This is a genomic window from Peribacillus sp. P4_C12, from assembly GCF_056402095.1.
Map to the genome: position 1 here is coordinate 18410 of NZ_JBFUIB010000017.1, position 19556 is coordinate 37965.

15 protein-coding genes and 5 pseudogenes are annotated in these 19556 nt (G+C 36.2%); 2 read left to right on the plus strand and 18 right to left on the minus strand.

Going from position 1 to position 19556, the window contains the following annotated elements:
- Nucleotides 1-63 precede the first annotated feature (63 nt).
- From AC1DUW_RS05845 to AC1DUW_RS05930, 18 genes and pseudogenes are all read right to left on the minus strand, one after another.
- Entirely contained in the window at nt 64-1860 is a 1797-nt protein-coding gene (locus tag AC1DUW_RS05845) for a nitrilase-related carbon-nitrogen hydrolase (RefSeq protein ID WP_477642182.1), read from the minus strand.
- Between the two features lie 114 nt (nt 1861-1974).
- Nucleotides 1975-2895, minus strand: a complete 921-nt coding sequence (locus tag AC1DUW_RS05850; protein ID WP_477642183.1) for an alpha/beta hydrolase — start codon at nt 2893-2895, stop codon at nt 1975-1977.
- A gap of 603 nt (nt 2896-3498) precedes the next feature.
- Nucleotides 3499-3615 (minus strand): annotated as a pseudogene (locus AC1DUW_RS05855) (IS6 family transposase); the annotation flags it as partial.
- A gap of 539 nt (nt 3616-4154) precedes the next feature.
- Nucleotides 4155-4589, minus strand: coding sequence for a Fur family transcriptional regulator (locus AC1DUW_RS05860; protein WP_477642184.1), 435 nt, complete (start codon nt 4587-4589; stop codon nt 4155-4157).
- A 166-nt stretch (nt 4590-4755) separates the two neighbouring features.
- On the minus strand, nt 4756-6222 hold the full coding sequence (gene katA, locus AC1DUW_RS05865; protein WP_477642185.1) for a catalase KatA: 1467 nt from the start codon (nt 6220-6222) through the stop codon (nt 4756-4758).
- A gap of 230 nt (nt 6223-6452) precedes the next feature.
- The gene (hemA, locus tag AC1DUW_RS05870; RefSeq protein ID WP_477642186.1) at nt 6453-7820 is read right to left on the minus strand and encodes a glutamyl-tRNA reductase; all 1368 of its coding nucleotides are present in this window, start codon (nt 7818-7820) and stop codon (nt 6453-6455) included.
- Nucleotides 7821-8024: 204 nt separating this feature from the next.
- Nucleotides 8025-8595, minus strand: a pseudogene (gene rpe / locus AC1DUW_RS05875) (ribulose-phosphate 3-epimerase).
- 136 nt (nt 8596-8731) lie between these two features.
- The gene (eat, locus tag AC1DUW_RS05880) at nt 8732-10105 is read right to left on the minus strand and encodes an ethanolamine permease (RefSeq protein WP_477642187.1); all 1374 of its coding nucleotides are present in this window, start codon (nt 10103-10105) and stop codon (nt 8732-8734) included.
- 78 nt (nt 10106-10183) lie between these two features.
- Entirely contained in the window at nt 10184-10972 is a 789-nt protein-coding gene (locus tag AC1DUW_RS05885) for an AraC family transcriptional regulator (RefSeq protein ID WP_340455819.1), read from the minus strand.
- Nucleotides 10973-11065: 93 nt separating this feature from the next.
- A complete protein-coding gene (locus tag AC1DUW_RS05890) occupies nt 11066-11638 on the minus strand; it encodes a hypothetical protein (RefSeq protein WP_340455821.1) in 573 nt (190 codons plus the stop codon).
- Between the two features lie 99 nt (nt 11639-11737).
- Complete coding sequence (locus tag AC1DUW_RS05895) at nt 11738-13678, minus strand: primary-amine oxidase (protein WP_379151206.1); 1941 nt, start codon at nt 13676-13678, stop codon at nt 11738-11740.
- A 361-nt stretch (nt 13679-14039) separates the two neighbouring features.
- Nucleotides 14040-14313: pseudogene (locus tag AC1DUW_RS05900) on the minus strand (RpiB/LacA/LacB family sugar-phosphate isomerase); the annotation flags it as partial.
- Nucleotides 14291-15754, minus strand: a complete 1464-nt coding sequence (gene pyk / locus AC1DUW_RS05905; RefSeq protein WP_477642188.1) for a pyruvate kinase — start codon at nt 15752-15754, stop codon at nt 14291-14293. The pseudogene AC1DUW_RS05900 and the gene pyk, both read right to left, overlap by 23 nt.
- A gap of 14 nt (nt 15755-15768) precedes the next feature.
- Nucleotides 15769-15945: a hypothetical protein gene (locus AC1DUW_RS05910; protein ID WP_477642189.1), complete on the minus strand. Its 177-nt coding sequence runs from the start codon at nt 15943-15945 to the stop codon at nt 15769-15771.
- Between the two features lie 3 nt (nt 15946-15948).
- Nucleotides 15949-16002, minus strand: a pseudogene (locus AC1DUW_RS05915) (hypothetical protein); the annotation flags it as partial.
- 21 nt (nt 16003-16023) lie between these two features.
- Nucleotides 16024-16194 (minus strand): hypothetical protein, encoded by a 171-nt coding sequence (locus tag AC1DUW_RS05920; protein WP_340455825.1) that lies wholly within the window; start codon nt 16192-16194, stop codon nt 16024-16026.
- A gap of 396 nt (nt 16195-16590) precedes the next feature.
- A complete protein-coding gene (gnd, locus tag AC1DUW_RS05925) occupies nt 16591-17502 on the minus strand; it encodes a phosphogluconate dehydrogenase (NAD(+)-dependent, decarboxylating) (protein ID WP_379151200.1) in 912 nt (303 codons plus the stop codon).
- A gap of 410 nt (nt 17503-17912) precedes the next feature.
- Nucleotides 17913-18470: pseudogene (locus AC1DUW_RS05930) on the minus strand (transposase); the annotation flags it as partial.
- Between the two features lie 91 nt (nt 18471-18561).
- Here AC1DUW_RS05930 and AC1DUW_RS05935 point away from each other — a divergent pair.
- Nucleotides 18562-18696, plus strand: a complete 135-nt coding sequence (locus AC1DUW_RS05935; protein ID WP_477642190.1) for a terminase gpP N-terminus-related DNA-binding protein — start codon at nt 18562-18564, stop codon at nt 18694-18696.
- 444 nt (nt 18697-19140) lie between these two features.
- Nucleotides 19141-19556 (plus strand): 3-hexulose-6-phosphate synthase (gene hxlA, locus AC1DUW_RS05940; protein WP_477642191.1); only part of this gene is annotated, 416 nt, incomplete at its 3' end.

Genomic DNA, 19556 nt, shown 5'->3' on the forward strand with positions numbered 1-19556 from the left:
TAATATTTTGATGTTTTTCTTTAAATTACTACCTTATCTTAACATAGGTAATCCCTTAGCTTATTATATCTTGTAAAAATCACGTTTCACGCTTTTTGTAACGAGTGGTTTATAGTAAAAGGTCCTTCGTGAAAGAAGTAGTTTCTGCTGGTTAAACCACCAATCCTTTTTTACGATTGGAACTTTTATTATCAATACTTCCTCTTTTGTGCTGGATGCAGTAATTGGAAAATCGTCTCCATATATTGGATCAAGTGTATAGAAACCACTACTCCCTTTATACCCCATTTTTGTACCGACAAAGTTTACTGTAAGAGTATAAGCTTGTGTAAAACGGGCGATTGCATCCCAAGTTGTCATCGAGCTTTTTGGATATTTGTTTTCCATCATTTTCGGGTGAAGCATCAAATCTTGACCAAAATCTCCGTGCCAGCTTGACGGTATAATAATAATATCAGCACGTTTTACTGCCATCACGCCTGCTGTTTCTGGAAAGGCAGCATCATAGCCAATCATTAATCCAATACGTCCAAAACCTTTCACATCAGTAACATCTATGTCTTCACCAGGAGTAGCCCATCGCTCTTCCGAGTCAAGTAAATGAATTTTTCGTGTCTTAGAAGCAATTTCACCAGTAGGGGTAATCAATAAAACGGAATTGTATAAAAGATTTTGTTCAAGTTCAATCATTCCAAATACAATATGCACATTGTATTGAATAGCTAGCTTTTTTATTTCTTTGACAGTCACTCCATCAACGGTTTCTGCAAGTTGGTGAACTGTTTCAATGTCAAGAGAATCAGTGAGACCAGTTAACGAAAGTTCTGGACAAACAATAAGTGATAGTACATTGTCTACCTGTGCTGCTTTTTGAAAAGCACCAGCTATAAGTTGATTTATTTTTTGGAGATTTGCTTGTTTGTCTCCCACTATCGGTTCGTACTGTAGAAGGGCTGAATGAATTGATGCCTCAGTGCTAGAATTTGTGCCAAATACATCGGTTGAGCGCTCGTGTTTTGTCGTTTCCCACGGTCCGGTATAGAGCATTAAATCACCATAAAGTTCTGGCCTTCTCTTTTCGATTCGTCTCTTCGCACGGTTGTCATAAAGTAATGGATTAATTTCGGCATAAAGAATATCCACTTCACTCTTTATATCATCCTCTGTTACATACGAAGACTCTGCTAACTTTTCTCCGTTTGGTGACCAAATCGCACTTGCACCTATCATATGATAGTCTTCCTCTGTATTCGAGCGGTTTGTCCCTATCACATATAGGCCGTTAATTTCTGCCCATGCCTGTAGCATCGATAGCGACTGTCCAGTTGAATTTGTCGGAAAACAAAGAATATCTGCACCCTTCACTGCTGCAAGTCGTGCTGATTCAAAATAACAAGAGTCCATGCAAATAATTACTGCGAGCTTACCTATCTCTGTTTCAAAAACAGGCACACCGAGGTCCCCCCAAACAGACCATGTTTCCTCATCGGCCCATTGATGCACCTTGCGATACTTTCCGATATAACCATTTGGACCAACTAATGCTGCAGAATTATAATAAAGTCCATTTTCCTCATCAACTTCCGCCATACCTATGACAATATGCGTTCCATAAAGCTTGGCGACCTTCTCAAATGCAGTAGTGGTTTTTCCTGGTATTGTATCAACAAATTCCTTTATCGATCTTCTATCTTGATAATGGTAACCTGTTGTGGCCATTTCTGGTGTAACAATTAATTTCGCACCGTTTTGGGCTGCTTTTGTCACGGCTTCAAGTAACCCCAGAATATTTTCATCTAAACTGTTTAACCGTGGATTAAACTGAATACTTGCTGCTATAAATGCTTGTGCAATTTGCACAGCTCATCCCTCCCTTACTAAAATAGTAAAAAACAGATGGCGAGGTGACTTTACCATCTGTTTTTACTATGAGCAATGCTAATTTATGGATAATAGTATAAAAAACTAGTTCATTTAACTTTGTAGCTGTATTACTTCTGCTGCTTCTTTTTCTATTAGATTGGATTTAAAAAATGTTGTTAATTGTGCTATCAACTCTTGGAATACATCATTATCATGATACATAAAATCATTGTGTTTGCCGTTAATGAGATAAAGCTGCTTTGGTTCATTTGCTTTTTCAAAAATTCCGTATGCTTCATCAATTGGATGTAGTAAATTTTCGATACCATGTCCGATAAAGAGTGGCACTGTCAAATCTTTTACTTCTCTTTCAGCGTTCATACCGATAATAGAATCTGTAAACTGCAGAACTGTCTTATTTCCGAACGGCGCTAAGACCGCTAGTTCTTTTCCTACGTAATCAGCTGTTGCCGGATCAAGTGGATAATGAATAAATGGATCCGCAAGTTGTGATTTACCAGTTAATACTCGATATTCACGATCTTCTTTAACCGCTTTCAAAATAGCGTTCCACTCAACATACGTATGAATGGATCGCAACCATCTTTCCCCATTATAAAAACCATTAAGTGCCGCCACTGCACCGATGCGTTTGTCTTTTGCTGCAACACGTACCACGTTGGAAGCACCCATGCCCCAGCCGATTAATCCAATTTGATGTGGATCCACTTCTTCCTGAATGGAAAGGAACGTAATCGCTGCTTGGATATCTTCTACTTGTTCATTTAATATAACACGACCTTCTTCACCTTCACTTTTTGCAAAACTGCGGTAGTCAAATCCTAAGCAAACATAGCCTTTTTCTGTTAAGTTTCTAGCAAATAATTTTGGGTAAAATTCATTAAACCCTTGGTAGCCAGAGTTCGAAATAATGGCTGGACGCTTCTCACCTGATTGATAATCATTTGGCAGATACAATGTCCCATCTAACTTATATCCTTCACTATAAAATTGAATTGAACGTTCGATCATTTATTTTCCCTCCAGAAGTATATAAAATATGATTCGTTGTTTTATAATGCATGTATCGTGCCAACTTAAAAAAAGAAAAAAAAACCCGAGAAACCCCAATAAGCAATGGATTCTCAAACATGTATATCTCAAAGGGGAAAAAAGTAACAGAAAATTTGTAAAAAAATTTTACTACTTATACTGATTAAGTATGAAAGCAATTTAATGCCATACTTTCATAAAAAATCTTCAACCTATAACCGTTAACGGAATTCGTAATGTTTTTATTTTTTTCCTGAATGCATTGACTGCTAATAATAGTAATAAAAGGAAAAGTCCGTCCGTTGAAACGTATAGCGGCCAAATTTCCTAATCAGATGTGGCTAAGTGTGTCACGTCAGGATGTAGAATTAAAGAAAGCAAAACCAAGGTGAAAAAACCATAAAAAAGGAGCTACTTAATTAGTAGCCCTGCTTTTCTAAATAATCTTGGTAATCTCTAATATATTTCGCGATACTTTCTTCACCATTTTTGTCAAAGGTATATTGAATACAAAAATTGGTTCTGATGCAAATATGTTTTGTTAGAAACATAGAACCCCTCAATATCCTTTTCATCTATGAATTATGATGCTACTCCAAATAATTTATGTATGAATTCAATCTCGCTTTGGACAGACTTTACCCCTTGTTGAAGTTATCCTTTTTTCAGCATATGCAACACTTCCACTCCACAGATGATTTGTTTCCACAGCCTTCTGAGTGTATTTGTCGAAATTTGTTCTCTATTAACCATTGAAAATGTAAGCGCTTTCTTATATACTAAAAGTGGGTGGATGGCATGTGGGGGCCGTCATAGTAATTGGCGTAGGTGGGGCCGATACGAGGAACAGGGAAAAAAATGTCCTTTTTTATTTTATAAAACTATTTTTTCATAACTGTAAAATTTATCTAACTAACCCCCTTAAAAAAGGGGGTTTTTAAGGGGAAGTTTCCTCTCAGATTATTTATAGGATAATCTGAGCTTTTCTATGAAAATACAAAGAAAGCAAGATTTTTAAACTCATTGCGATACGTTTTTCAATTACTTAATGCTTATCTATCATTAAGTAATTCTTGTCTATTCTTGTTATTCTTCTCTTACACTAACTCATTAAATGATTTTAACATGCCCAATCTTTGCAATATAAAGACTCCTTACATATGGATTCTAAGTGTGTTTTATTGAATCAACAAGATAAAAATATTACCTATTTAAATAATGAAACATTTATGTAATTTTTATATATTTTTATGATTACAGTCTGAACAGGTTCCATAAATCTCAAAGTGATGTCGGTTTATGCTATAGCCCGATTTTTTTTCAGCAAATAGCTCTACATCTGTTAATCTAGGGTAGTTAAAATCACGTAATTTTCCACAAGATAAACATACAACATGGTAATGAAGGGAGGTTGCCCATTCGTAACGGCTGGAAGCCTGGCCAAAAGTGAGTTCATTTATAATGCCCAATTTTTTTAAGCACTTTAAATTATTATAAACGGTCGCATTTGTCAAACTGGGCAACTTCTTTGTTAATGAATTAAAAATGTCATCAGCTGTTGGATGAGATTCAGAAGTTGCTAAATATTCCATGATGGCCTTACGTTGGAGTGTCATTTTTAAACCATTTAATTTAAAAAGCTTAAATCCTTTATCCAAACGATGTTGATACATATTCAACACCTCATTAGTCATATTTTAAGTAAGGTAGTAGAAAAGACCATCACTAAGATGATCTTTTCGTTAGAATTGAATTTTTAATTCATTAGAGAATAAGTGAGAATGCATTACAGTTTAAAAATCATTTTTTAAACTTGTAATCATCATTCATATAATGATCTTAAACCTCTTGTGATACTGATAAACCAAGTCCCTCGGCGATACGTGATCCAAATTCTGAATCTGCCTTATGGAAGTGCCCAATTTGACGAAGTTTAATTTCAACTTTTTCAACAGGTGTCATCGCACCCACAATGGTTTGGACTAAACGTGTACGCTCTTCTTCACTCATCAAACGATATAAGTCACCAGCTTGAGTATAGTGGTCATTATGATCATAAGCCACGCTTTCAGCTACACCAGAAACTGCGTAAGCAGCTTGCTGCGCATTAGCTGATTCTGTCGGGCCTCCGAAGCTATTTGGTTCGTAGTAGATAGAACCACCACCGTTGTTGTCAAAACGCATTTGGCCATCGCGTTGATAGTTTTTCACTTCATTGCGAGCACGGTTGATTGGCAATGCTTGATGGTTAGCACCCACACGGTGGCGATGTGCATCATGGTAGGCAAACAAACGGCCTTGAAGCATTTTATCTGGCGAAACATCGATACCAGGTACTAATGTTCCAGGAGAGAACGTTGCTTGTTCTACTTCCGCAAAATAGTTCTCTGGATTTCTGTCTAACACCATGCGACCTACTTCGATTAATGGATAATCTTTTTGAGACCATGTTTTTGTAACATCGAATGGATCAAAACGGTAAGTATTTGCATCTTCTAATGGCATAATTTGTACATATAGTTTCCATGCCGGGAAGTCTCCTCTTTCAATCGCATTAAATAAATCTTCTGTATGATAATCAGGATTTTCACCAGCAATACGTGCTGCAACTTCTTCTGTTAAGTTTTTAACACCTTGTTCTGTTTTAAAGTGATATTTAATCCAAACGCCATCACCTTCATCGTTCGTCCATTTAAATGTATGACTTCCAAATCCATGCATATGACGCAAAGTGGCAGGAATCCCACGGTCACCCATTAAATAGGTTACTTGGTGTAATGATTCAGGGGATAAAGACCAGAAATCCCATATTGCATTAGGGTTTTTCAAATGTGTTTGCGGATGACGCTTTTGTGTATGAATGAAATCAGGGAATTTAATCGCATCACGAATAAAGAAAATGGGTGTATTGTTCCCCACAATATCGTAATTTCCTTCCTCTGTATAAAATTTCACAGCGAAACCACGTGGGTCACGTACAGTATCTGCAGAACCATTTTCACCAGCTACCGTTGAGAAACGAATAAATAACGGAGTACGTTTTCCTTTTACTGATAAGAAGTTAGCTTTCGTATATTTTGAAAGATCATTTGTTACTTCAAAATAACCATGTGCCCCAGCCCCTTTAGCATGAACAACACGTTCAGGAACCCGCTCTCTATTGAAATGAGCTAATTTTTCTAAAAGATGGACATCTTGAATTAATGTCGGTCCACGAGAACCGGCTGTCAAAGAGTTTTGATTGTCCCCAACCGGAGCACCCCAGCTAGTTGTAAGATTATTATTATTATTATTATTTGTACTCAATTAAATCACCTCATGAAGTTTTTATATTAACTATTTTAAATAATAAATTTAATTACCTGAATATTATGAATTTTTTTAAGGGTTATGTTTTGAGAGTTTTCTTGTCTTGTAATAATCGAGATTGTTCACACTACGAGTCTTAATTTTGCAGATTAAGTCGATCATTTAAAAATAAAGACTTATCATTTGAATCAAGAGCATCATGAATCATTTCTTCAAGTATCTTTAGTTTATGAGTGAACAGGAATATTCCTAATGGTAGTAGAAGGGTGCAATGCATTGGGTAGGTCCGACTCCGTATTGTGTTCTCTCATTTGATTTTGTTTATATATTTCTTCTTCTAAATTAAATAATTGGATAAATATATCTAACACTTCCTTTTTGTTTGGAGTAGCAGCCATTTCTTTGATTCCAATTAATGGATCATGTAACATCTGGTTTACGATACTTTTTGAGTATTTACGAATAATTTTCAGTTCTCTTTGCGTTAAATCTGGTAACTTATTCTCAATATGGCGAACAGCCTCTTGATGAATGGTTAATGATTTTTCCCTCAGTGCAGCCATAATCGGAACAACACCTAATGTGCTTATCCACGATTTAAAAGAAATTAATTCTTTTTCGATCATTAAATTAATTTTTTCAGCTTCTTGGGATCGTTTTTCAAGATTAGCTTCCACAATACCTTCTAAATCATCGATGTCATATAAGAAAACATTGTCCAAATCATTAATGTCGGAATCAAGATTTCTAGGCACAGCGATATCGATCATGAATAAAGGACGATAGTTTCTTCTCTGAGAAACTGCTTGAATCTGTTGTTTTGTCAGTACATAGCTGTCTGTAATAATTGAAGAAATGACTATATCAGCTTCAATCAAAGCTCCTGTCAGATTTTGAATTGAGATCGCTTTGCCGTTAAATTGGTCAGCAACACTTTTTGCCCGTTCATACGTTCGGTTCACCACAACGAATGTGTTAACCCCTTGTTCATGGAGATGTTTTGCTGTCAATTCTCCCATTTTACCAGCGCCGACAATAACCACCGTCTTATTCCGAAAATCTCCAAAGATATTCTTTCCTAATTCAATGGCGGCATAACTAACAGAAACAGCATTTTTCCCAATATCAGTACTCGTTTGAACATGTTTTGCCAGTGTTATTGCCTGTTTAAACAGCATATTAAAAATAGTGCCTGTACTCTTAAGATTCTGACTTTGAAAAAAGGAATTTTTCACTTGTCCTAATATTTGTGTCTCTCCCAAAACCATGGAGTCCAGTCCACAAGTTACTCGAAATAAATGTTCAACAGCTTCATCGTTTTCTTTAATGTAAAGGAAGTCAGAAAACTCAAGTTTATCTACTCCAAACCAATTGGCAAGAAAGCTTTTTAAATAATGTCGTCCTGTATTCAATTGGTCAACTACGGCATAGATTTCGGTACGGTTACATGTTCCTAAAATGACGCCTTCTGAAATGCTTTTTGTGTTTTTTAATACCCGAATGGCTTGTTCTTTCGTCTCTTCTTTAAAAGCAAAACGTTCTCGGGTCCCAACAGAAGCTGTTTTGTAATTTAAGCCGATCATTAGGATATACATTTCTACCACCACATTATTTTTGATTTTAACAGACTACAAATGCGATTGGATTAAAGAAAGAATCGGACCCATCCGTTGAGAAAAACTTTGGTTACTAAATCTATTAATCAGGGATGGGTCCATGCAATTCTACAGAAATTATTTAATCACTCGGATCTCAGTTTGTGTTCGCTTTTAACGTCTATTTAACACTTGATTTTCAATTCAAATATTTGCAATTATCTGACTTTGATTCATTTGATTATATATGGCTGAACCTGCAACAAGGACATTAGCTCCTGCTTCGATACAGAGTTTAGCCGTTTCAGGATTTACTCCACCATCGACTTCAATTTCAACTTGCAAGTTTCTCTCTTCCACAATGGCAGCAATTTGTTTTATATTTGGTAGGACAGAATGAATGAAAGATTGTCTCCCAAACCCTGGATTTACTGTCATAAACAATACAAGGTCAACTTCTTCTATCACATGCTCGATCATTGAAACCGGAGTATTTAATACCACTCCAGCTTTCATGCCTTCAGATTTAATCTGTTTAATGGTTCTGTTCAAAAGATGACATGCTTCAACATGACCCGATAATATATCGGCACCTGCTTGGACGAACACCCTAATATATTGATTTGATTTTCTATCATTAAATGCACATCTAAAGGTAAGTTTGTGACGAGTCTATTGCCTCGAATTAAGGGGCCAATTGTTATATTTGGCACAAAATGTCCATCCATCACATCCACATGGATGAAACGTCTCCGCCTCGTTCAACATCTTTTATATCTTCTTAAAGCCGTGCAAAGTTAGCTGAATGAATGGAAGGTGCAATCTTGATCATAATTCTTTCTTTTATGTGTATAGAACAATTCACCATGATAGAGAGTGTTAGATGAAATAGAAGAACGTTATTTTTTTAGTTATACTGATTCTTTTATTTCTCCATTTTCTACTTCTCCTGTAATAATAGAAAATTGTTCTTCTGGAGCATCGCTATTGATACGATGTCTTGCCCATACATAGAAATAAACAATGGCTACACTAAAAATGGCTATATTAATGAAGAAAAAGGTAGGATCTTTAAAAACACTTGAAAACAAAGCAAGTATACTGATGATAATAGATACGATTGGTACTATTGGATAAAGTGGTGCTTTATATGGGCGCGCAAGATTCGGCTCTTTTATGCGTAAAATAATGAGTGATAAATTCATCATAATGTAAGAAACTAGGGCCCCAAAAGTGGCTATTAAAATTAATCGATCTGGATTAAACATTAGAACAAAAATGAACCCTACTGCACCGGGTACAAGGATAGCCATATAGGGGGTACGGCGTTTTTTGTTTAATTTAGATAAAAATTTTGGTAAGTATCCAGCTCTTGACAAGGCAAAAGTTTGTCTGGAATAGGCTAAGATTGCTCCTGCTAAACTCGAAAGCATACCGAATAGACCGACTACAGAAAGGACGCTAATTAACCATGAATTTTCATTAACGCCAGTTGCTATTGCATAAGAGAGAGGGTTTGCTTCTTTAGACGTACCCTCAGCTCCACCAAGACCAACAGTGACTGTGACTACGAGGATTGCAAGGATAACAAGTGTGTAAATGGCCCTCATAATACCTTTAGGCATATCTTTAACGGGATCACGACATTCTTCTGATAGCATCGGTAACATTTCCATGCAGATGTACAACCACATTGCATAAGGGAGAGCTGCCCAAATACCAGAAATTCCTCCAGGAATGAGATCACCCCCGAATAGCTTATCAGCACTAATATGTGGCATCCCATAAAAAGAGAAAAGTAGGACAACACCTACGGATATCGTAACAAGGATCATTTCAATTGTCGCATATTCATTAACACCCAAAATATGAACAATAAAGAAAAATACATATAGGACTGCTGCAGCAAGGATAGGATCGATTGCAGGAATTAGAAAATGTACGTAATAACCTGCACCAGATGTAAACACCGCTGTACCTACAGCAAACTCCAATGTTACACCTATGCCAGTTATAAATCCGGCTAATGGCCCCATTGCTCTTCTTGTAAAAGCGTAAGCTCCTCCTGCGTGAGGCATCGTAGTAGATAACTCAGCAAGTGACAAGCACAATGTTACATACATAATTCCAATTACTGCAGTAGCAATTAACATTCCGACAAACCCAGATTCAGCTAGGCCATAATTCCATCCAAAATATGAACCTGAAATAACAATACCTACTCCTAGGCCCCATATTTGTAAAGGACCCAGAACTTTTTTCAACTCCAAATTATTAGAACTCACTAAGAAATCCCTCCCTATCTAATTTAATAATAAATAATGTTTAATCTCTAATCATTCTGGATATATAATTTATAGGCACTACATAATATGAGAAAGATTTTCTATAAATTGAATCGGAGTTAAGAGAGCAAATTTTTTAAATCCTTTAATAAAATGTGCATGATCATGATATCCGTTTTCATGTACGATATCTAATGAACTGTTATTCCCCTTGAAAATCATGGCTAAAGAATTTTGGAATCTAACAATTTCGCTAAATTGCTTTGGGGAAAATCCTATAGATTCTTCAAATTTTTTGCGTAAATATCGGTCTGAATATCCAGTATCCATCGTTAATTGGTTGATATTTATATTTCCTTTGGATAAGTAAATTTGTTTAATCGAATATTCCACAACATTCTGATAACTGAATTCAGAAGGTAAACTTTTAATAAACTTTTCAAATAGCTTTACCCTTTCATCAAAAGACTTTCCAACTAATATTTTCTCCATAATAAAATCTAGAGGCAAAATATCCACTAAAGGAATTTTTTTCCCTAGGAGCTCTCTCATAGAATACTTCAAATTAATAATTCTTTGTTCAGGAAAAAATCGAACACCAAAATACTCACATCCTTCTTGAAAATCTAGTTGTTCACTTCGATGAAGTGGACTGGTCCAAAGGAAAGAGGAAGGTTTATTTGGGCAACAGCAAAATAGGAGATCAATAGATCCATCAGGAATAAGTGAAAATGAACTAACAGATTCTTTTTGGGTTTTAAATTGATAATATAATGCAATGTTTGATGCTAATGGTTTATGCTCAATATAATTATCCATCTTATATTGAATTTCAGGTTGAGAAGGGAAAAAGGTAAGGGCTTTCATAACAATTCACTCCTATAAAACTCAGATGTTCAACACATTCAAATACAGCATATAGCAGATTTGCTAGAATTTACAATGGTAATTAACCCCACACTAGTGATGCTCATGTGTCTCATCAACCTGGTTATAAGAATCCACCGATTTAGTTTCTAGGTGTGCACAAGTAAATATTATGATAGCCGAAAGAATGGATATAATAATCCAAGGGAAGGAACGAGGATATGAAACCAAATTTTCTTGATTTTTCTTTAATTCAACATTAATAAAATGAATAATGAACATAGCACTTATTATAAATAGGATATCTATAAATACTAACATGAGGTTGAAATTGTTTAGAGGTAGCATCTCTCCTAACATTGCCCCCATCATACCACCCATTATTCCTGCTGCAATTCCTTCTACCATGGCAAGAAGGCCTATGGGTTTTCCTACTAAAATACCAACTATAATACTGAAACTCATTGCAACAATGGTAGAAAGGGTTAAATCGCCTTTGAAAATGACTCCAGAAATTAAGCCAATCGCTGTGCTACTAGCCATTCCCATTATCATTGCAACCATCATACCTGTCATATTTACTAAAATCTTTCGATTACGATATACTTTTAGTAAACAGGCACTTGTATATATTAAGACGAGTAAAGTACTTATCATCAGTAACATAGGTGTACCTCCATAAATAAATGACTTTTTAACCTATTTATAAAAAAGGGTGAAAAAGGAATTGAATATAATAGACAATCCCTTTTTTCACACACCCTTTTACTTATTGCAACAACTTGTACCTTTTGCCGGACGTGGAAGATCCAACGCCGGATTTCCATCAAAGAACCCATGAGGTTTTAACTCGAATCCGATATAGGCAGTTGGCATTACTGGCCAATCTTCAGGACGTACAATATGGTGAACACCCATGTTATACCAAACGACAATATCCTCATTTTCAATTGGGCGGTTAGCTTTTACCCAATGATCTAAGGTATCTCCACCTTTATTTTGGTTAGGATATTTTCCAGAAGCATACATTTGATCGCGGTCAAATTTTGTAACATGTAAGTGATTTTTAATAAATCCTGCACGCTTCATTACACTTGACTCTTCGTGCAGATATGGAATAGTGTTGTGACCAGGCACAAGTTCATAAGCCACTGGCTCCCCAACAAAGTTTTTGGAGTTAGGATTAATAATCTTCCATCCTCTTGATGTTTCAAGATTCATTGTGCGTTGTGATTCTAGTTCTGTTTTTAAAGTTGTCGTTTCAGCATAGAAACCATTTAATCTTGGATTGTTTGAACTTGAACCTGGTTTCGATGCTACTGTATTCAATTCTACAACTGAATTCTTTTGTCCATCGATAAATGGATCAATACGGTAATTAAAGAAATGTTGGTGGATTGGTGCATTGATCTGTGGTGCAACCTCTGAACCATACTTCGGTTTTTCACCCGCTTCAATCACACCAACGTTCAATATTCCTGTTAATTTAGCTTCATGTTCAATTCTTCCATCTGTATAGAAGTACCAGAAGAATCCGTAATCATAGTTTGCTACTGTAGTGAAGAACGAGATTACTAAACGGCGTGAGCGACGTACTTCTACATCATTTGTTCTCCAATCAGTATGCTTCCACGCAATTCCATAATCTTCCTCGTGAAGACAAACTGCATTAGGGATTCTATGCACTTCACCTTTACCAGTTGCCATTGTGGCATCGAAGTAGTGAATGTGACCCAAACAGTCGCAACCCAACTCTAAAGAGTTCGCTAACTGCCCTATTCCGTATTCACCTGCATCAAAGGCACATTGCCAGTCATGGGCAGGGTTTGTATCCCCGTAAGGAACAACCATTTCTGATAAAGCTGCACGATATAACACTGGACGTTTTTTCCCTTTTTCCTCATAACTTACTGTATGAAGAACAAGTCCTTCTCTAGCTGTATAACCAATCCGAATGTCCCACTTTTGCCACTTAATGTTATGTCCTTCAATTTCAAAGCTTGGACCTTCTGGTTGTGTAATTTCTATTGGTTTTAAATCTGTACGAACTTCTATATTTTCATTTTGTTCGGGTTTATAAAGTGCATCCTTAGGAGCAATCGGTTTTACTCCAGAGTCTTCAATTCTTACAATTTCCATCGTACTTAAGTCGACTACTGGTAATAGACCTGTAAGTGGATAAGCATAAGCATTATCACCAGGAAACTTTCTCACGAAACATAGTGCACGAGCAAGCCTTTTACCTTCATCTTCTGGTATACCAAAGTAGCCAACAGACCAAGGATCGACCATAACTAAATTTGGATCTTCAATACCTCGTTTTTGAAGAGCTGCCAGAAAGTCAGGATGTTTTTTCACTGTTTCCTCAAGTTCACTATACTCTTCTAGAAGAAATGATGGTTGAACGCCTGGAATATGCTCCCATGAACTTACTTCTTCTTTCGTAATAGAGACGACTGCTTCATATGTTTTACTATCTTTAGTATCTAAAACGATTATGAAGGCTTCCCGTGTAACCGGATCCCCTTCTTTAAAATTTAATACAACTTCTTTTGCAGGTTCATATAATCCAACTTGTTCGAATCTTGCTGAGTCATTTAAGTTCTTTTGCTCTTTTAAAATCGCAACTGCTTTTAAAATTTCCTCTGCTGTTAGCGGCTCTAGAGGGTGACCAACTTTTTGTAATACCTGTTCTTGTGTGCCCATAATATATCCTCCTTTTATTGTGTAATCGCTTACAACCTTCTTTAATTCAATGAAAATTATCTAAGGTTCCATGCATTCAATGAATGAAAAATTCTTATAGGAACGTCCTAGAACCATTGATTTGATATAATTATACTAAATCTATTTTTGGAATCATTGTAAAAATCGGAATTATCAGACAAAATTTCACATGAATTTCACATAAATTACAGGTAAAAAGAATCGGAATTATCCAAATTATATTCTTTCTTGATAAAAAACGATAAAACCATTGCCCTTTTTCATAAAATTCTAATTTATGAAAATTTATCAATTTCTGTATTGCAAATACGTTCAGATTCTTTTAATCTAAGAAACTAGCTCTTGTTACCCTAGCACTATACAAATCGTACACAAGCGAAAAAAGCGTATACCTTTTACTTTGTTTGCCTTAATGCTCATTCCAATGCCGTACCACAAATTAGAATACCACGTTCTACCTTATTCGCTACTGGAATCGCGTAATCTGGATAGTCAACAGAGGAGCTGCATTCACACACTAAGTCTATATACTCTATATTCAGCTCCTCCATCAATGAGATTACACCTTTCCGAATATTCACTCCACTATGATCAGATGCAATTGCTACTTTCATTTTTCTTCCTCACTCTTATTGGGATTACATCTTGCACCACATGAACCTTCATCATGTTTGTTGTTCCCGTTTGGCGAACAGGTACACCTGCTGTAATCACGATTAATTCTCCTTGCTTAATGGCCTTTTTCTTCAAGGCGGCTTGAATCGCCTTTCCCATCATTTCATCGGTATTATCAGCACCATCAAATAAAATGGGGTGTACTCCCCAAACCAATGCCAAACGATTAAGTGTATCCTCTCTCGGAGTAACAGCAATGATAGGACAGGATGGACGATATTTTGATACGACGTTCGCTGTATAACCACTCTCAGTTGGTGTTAAAATGGCTGTTGCATTCAATGTTTGGGCCGTTTTGGTCACAGCCTGTCCCATTGCAGCAGTAACGGTCATTTGACTGCTGGATGTATGGTTGACCTGCTGTTTATAAATCAGGGAAGACTCTACTTTCATTGCGATTCTATTCATCATTTCAACAGATTCGACGGGATATGTACCGGCAGCCGTTTCAACAGAAAGCATGATGGCATCGGTCCCGTCAAAGATAGCATTAGCCACATCACTAGCCTCTGCTCTAGTTGGTCTTGGATTGTTCTGCATGGAATCAAGCATTTGGGTTGCCGTAATCACCGGTTTTCCTGCTGCATTGCAAGCTTTTATCAACTTTTTCTGGACCAACGGAACATCCTCGGCAGGAATTTCTACTCCTAAGTCTCCCCTGGCCACCATCAAGCCATCAGCCACATTTAAGATATCCTTGGCATTATTGACACCTTCTTGATTTTCAATTTTAGCAATAATCGAAATATTAGCCCCGAACTCTTCGATTATTTTTCTGATTTGAAGTACGTCTTCTGTCTTCCGGACGAAAGAAGCAGCGATAAAATCTACGCGCATACGAATGCCAAAAGCAATATCAGCTATGTCCTTTTCAGTTAAGCCAGGGAGTTTAGTGGATATTTTTGGTAAATTGACTCCTTTTCGTTCTTTTAGAACACCTCCATCTATCACTCGGCAATAAATTTCTCTTTCGTAGATTGATTCAACATGAAGCTCAATAAGCCCGTCATCAATTAAGATTTTAGCTCCAACATAGATGTCCTCTGGAAGCATGTCATAAGTAATGCTTACTTTTTCCTGATTTCCAATTATCTTTTCTGTAGTCAAAATAAACGAAGCATCTTTTCTAAGGAAAATCTGACTATTTTCTAAAGCTCCTGTGCGAATTTCAGGGCCTTTGGTATCCAGCATAATCGATATATGTAGCCCTAACTCTTTGGCACAGGTACGTATTGTCTCAATACGCGATGCATGTTCTTCATGCGACCCATGGGAAAAATTTAGACGAGCCACATTCATGCCCGCCAATATTAACTTTTTTATTACCTCAGGATCTTCACTAGCTGGACCAATGGTACAAACAATCTTTGTACTTCTCATTCGGATCATCCCTTTTATATAGAAAAACTTCTTGCTAAATGATAGATGGACAAATCAATCGTATGCTTCTCTTTTGCTGCTTCCTCAAAAGAGGAATGAATCAGTTTACCATTTATCAAACCTACCATCACACCTTTTTCTCCTTCAACAAGTAAATCGACGGCTTTTTCTCCCATCTGACTGCTCATCATACGGTCGAAAGCGCTAGGAGATCCCCCACGTTGAAGATGCCCAAGAATCGTAGTAATTGATTATTTGTCTACTCTCAATCAAGTAATCAATTCTCTATTGTAGCAATTTGGATTGACTCTACTTATAGTAAAATCATGTTTATCAACTTGGTAGTAATCTGATAATTGATTTAACATTCTATCTAATTCTTTATCGTAATATAATCCTACCAATACTTCATTTAGAATAACTGTATTGTTTCTTTTCATTTTATTTCCTCCTTTTGATTGAAATATTTTTCATCTTTCATCTTTCATCTGTTCAATTAGCAAATATTCTACTTCAAACCATTTAATTATTAAATTCATTAATACCTTTCAATAACTTTGGATATCAATGTCAGTAAACAGAACAAATAAATCCTTATCTTACTAACAAAGAAAGTTCTTTCAAGTTTCACGTTCTTTTTCACTCAATAAATATCATTTGATCTGTAATGTTGTCATATTAATCTCTCTACTTTATCGGAATTGTAATTATGTAATTCCAAGCTGCACTTTTCTGCTTTTCTTCTGTCTTTTATTTATCTGCTTAAATATTAGATTTTACTGAAGTGAACCTTATATATTCTTTCACTAGAAGCCTCTCATGGAAGTGCATTGTCTTTAAACGCTAGTGGCTTTCTCACTTTTTTCCACAGCATGCCCTCCAAATTCGTTGCGTAGGGCGGCTACCACTTTCCCTGTAAATGTATCGTTTTCTAATGAACGATAGCGCATCAATAAGGCCATCGCAATGACGGGAGTGGCGGTTTGTAAATCAAAAGCGGTTTCGACCGTCCATTTTCCCTCACCAGAAGAATTCATTATCCCTTTGATTTCATCTAATTTTGCATCTTTAGAAAATGCATTTTCCGTTAAATCCATAAGCCATGAACGAATAACCGAACCGTTATTCCATACTCTTGCTACTTTCTCATAGTCATACTCGAATTCGCTTTTCTCTAATAGTTCGAATCCTTCCCCAATGGCAGCCATCATTCCGTATTCAATCCCATTGTGGATCATTTTTAAGAAGTGGCCACTCCCTGCTTTTCCTGCATACAAATATCCATTTTTTACAGCTGTATCGCTGAAAATGGGCTCCACTATGCGCCATGCTTCAAGGTCCCCGCCAATCATATAACAGGCTCCTTTTCTAGCACCTTCCATCCCACCAGAAGTCCCGACATCCATAAAGCTCACACCATATTTCTTTAGGCTGTTGTATCGACGAATTGTATCTTTATAGTGGGAATTGCCCGCTTCAATTAAAATATCGCCAATACTTAAAAACGGTGTCACTTCATTAATTACTAAATCAACTGCGTCATGTGGAACCATAAGCCAAATAATTCGAGGTTGTTCTAATGAATTAATGAGCTCTAGTATATTAGTTGTTCCCTTAGCTCCATTTCTTTCCATTTCTTGTACAGCACAGGAATCTAAATCATAGGCCACAACATCGTGGTTTTGTTCAATTAGGTTTTGGCCTAAGTTTAATCCCATTTTTCCTAAACCGATTAATCCTACTTTCATCTCGATTGCCTCCAGTTAGAATAATGTACTTCTAAATTGCTCATCTTTCTTTTTTCCATATTGGTAACCTACGTTAGACAGGAATTATTTTTTAGTAGGGAAAATTTATCTTATTATCTAAATCCCCTGTTTCTCTAAATAGAAAAAGGTCACAAAATGTACTTCCAACGTTTTAGGACATTTGAACAAATTCTTGTATAAAATATTATTACGTGGAATAGTCATTTAATCCCCCCAGTAATTTGTGGTGAAGTATGATTCTTATAAATGTACCAAGGAATAGTTCTTAGATGAGGATTATCTATGTAGATAAAAGTATAATATCTATATTTTTTATTTGTAAGTACGCACTTTTTTATTAGATAGTATTATTAAGTACACCATTATTTCGTATAGAACCGTTCTTTCCACTTTCCTTTTGTTTGAGGGCAATGAGGTTTCACGCTTTTGGAACGATTCCATAATAGGCTAGAAGATCTTCAAACGTTCGATTAAAGCGAATCTCTACTGGACTATGCTTTGTGACAACTGTTTTCATATTGTCATAGAAAATCTGTTCCGGTAGACAATTAAAGTAAGCAAAGGCATTCATGTGGCTTTCATGAGTACTTCTAATTTCATATCTGTTGTAAACTCCACATATTTCATTCTGGAATAACTCAGAATCCTGTTGAATGCATAAACTTTTAGAAGGCTACCATCTACTTCATACATACCTACATCCGCCCAAACCATCGGAGCTTGTTTTTCCTGATGCTGTTTCAAATCGTACGGTGGCCCCGATAGGGTTTTACCAACTCTTGGAGGATGGTTGTTTTCCCCTCGTATCCCATGGCTTAAATTTCCTCAAATAGAACCATACAATTTGTCGTTCCTTCTTGGATTCTTTGGAGAAGATAAGGCTTAAATGCTTCTAATTTACTCTCCCTAACCATACGCTTCGATGAATGAGGTACTTGATCTTTATTTCTTTAAATTCCCCAATAATAACAGATAATTGTCTCATCACTTAATAGAGCTGGAGTGTTTGAGACGATGCTGAAGACAGGGGAATTTTTTATGATAAGAGAATTACATCAAAAAGGATGGACAAAAACAGCTATTGCTGAAGAAACAGGGTTTGATCGAAAGACAGTGAATAAATACATAAATGCTGATATTGGGTATTTTAGCGCCGATGATGACACAGATTAAGGAAAAGTAAATTTTATTAGGCGATTGGGCACCAAAAACCACAGGGAGAAACCTTTATAAAGGTTTCTCCCTGTGGTTTTTAGCTTGTTAACCCCCATCGGAGGACAGAATGATAAGAGCTCTATTGAATTAGATCAGTTGCTCGGTTCTCAATTTACGATACTAAATAATTGCCGATAATAAGTATACAATTTCCTTGTCGATTCACATCTTTCCCTCTAACAACCTGCATAATAGTGGATGAACACTGACAAATTTTTTTCCAAGGGACATACAAAAAGCAGATCTATGTATATTTCATTTAGTTACTTTACTAATAGTATACTTTTGGACACTATATGATATAAAAGTGTGTACTTCTTTTTTAAATAATTAGAGATTACAATAAAGGCAGTATCAAATACAAATATAAAAAAAACAATTTACTTAAGGAGTGAAGTATTCATGAAACTTCAATTAGCATTAGATCTTGTAAACATTCCACAGGCAATAGAAGTAGTGAAAGAAGTAGAGCAATTTGTCGATGTAGTAGAAATCGGAACTCCGGTTGTCATTAATGAAGGTCTTAGAGCAGTAAAAGAAGTTAGTGCAGCATTTCCTAATTTAACCGTACTGGCTGACCTGAAAATTATGGATGCTGGCGGATATGAAGTTATGAAAGCATCTGAAGCTGGTGCTTCTATCATCACAGTTCTTGGTGCGACGGATGATGCAACAATCAAGGGTGCAGTGGAAGAAGCTAAAAAACAAGGAACACAAATCCTTGTTGATATGATTAATGTAAAAGATATCGCAAAACGTGCAGCCGAAATTGATGCACTGGGCGTTGATTATATTTGTGTGCATACAGGGTACGATCT